Origin of the sequence: Pseudomonas juntendi, from assembly GCF_009932375.1 — a bacterium.
GTDB lineage: Bacteria > Pseudomonadota > Gammaproteobacteria > Pseudomonadales > Pseudomonadaceae > Aquipseudomonas > Aquipseudomonas juntendi.
Map to the genome: position 1 here is coordinate 1 of NZ_BLJG01000338.1, position 679 is coordinate 679.

2 protein-coding genes are annotated in these 679 nt (G+C 62.0%); both read right to left on the minus strand.

Annotated features, from left to right (window positions below):
* On the minus strand, positions 1-360 hold a 360-nt coding region (locus tag GYA94_RS25655; protein ID WP_498072225.1), incomplete at its 3' end, for a flagellar motor switch protein FliM.
* A gap of 9 nt (positions 361-369) precedes the next feature.
* Positions 370-679 (minus strand): flagellar basal body-associated FliL family protein (locus GYA94_RS25660; protein ID WP_174824209.1); only part of this gene is annotated, 310 nt, incomplete at its 5' end.

The following is a 679-nucleotide window of genomic DNA, read 5'->3' on the forward strand; positions in this document are numbered from 1 at the left end:
GGCGTCGAGAATGAACAGCGAGGTGCCACGCAATGGCTTGATCTTGACCAGGTTCAGGCTGGTCGGCACATACAGCGAGTGCACGTACTCGCCGAACTTCATCACCTGCACGCCACCCACGGCCACGTCGGCCGAGCGGCGCAGCAGGTTGAACATGCTGATGCGGGTGTAACGGGCGAAACGCTCGTTGATCATTTCCAGGGTCGGCATGCGACCGCGCACGATACGGTCCTGACTGGTCAGGTCGTAGCTTTTGATACTGCCGGGCTCCGCGGCGGTCTCGGTCTGCACCAGCCCGTCGTCGACGCCGTGCAACAGGGCATCGATTTCATCCTGGGACAGCAGGTCCTGTACGGCCATGGCGGACTCCTACTGCAATACGAAATTGGTGAACAGCAGCTGGTCGATGACCGGCTTGCCAAGTTCCTTCTGCGCCACTTCCTGGACCACGGCAGTGGCCTTCTGGCGCAGCATTTCCTGGCCGACAGGGCTGCTGGCGAGGGCGTCGAAGCCCTGCCCGGAGAACATCATCACCAGGTTGTTGCGGATGACCGGCATGTGCACCTTGAGTGCATCCAGGTCTGCCTGGTTGCGCGCCTGCATGGTGATGCTCACCTGCATGTAGCGCTGGCGCCCGTTCTGGTTGAAGTTGACCACGAAGGCCGGGGTCAGCGCCTGG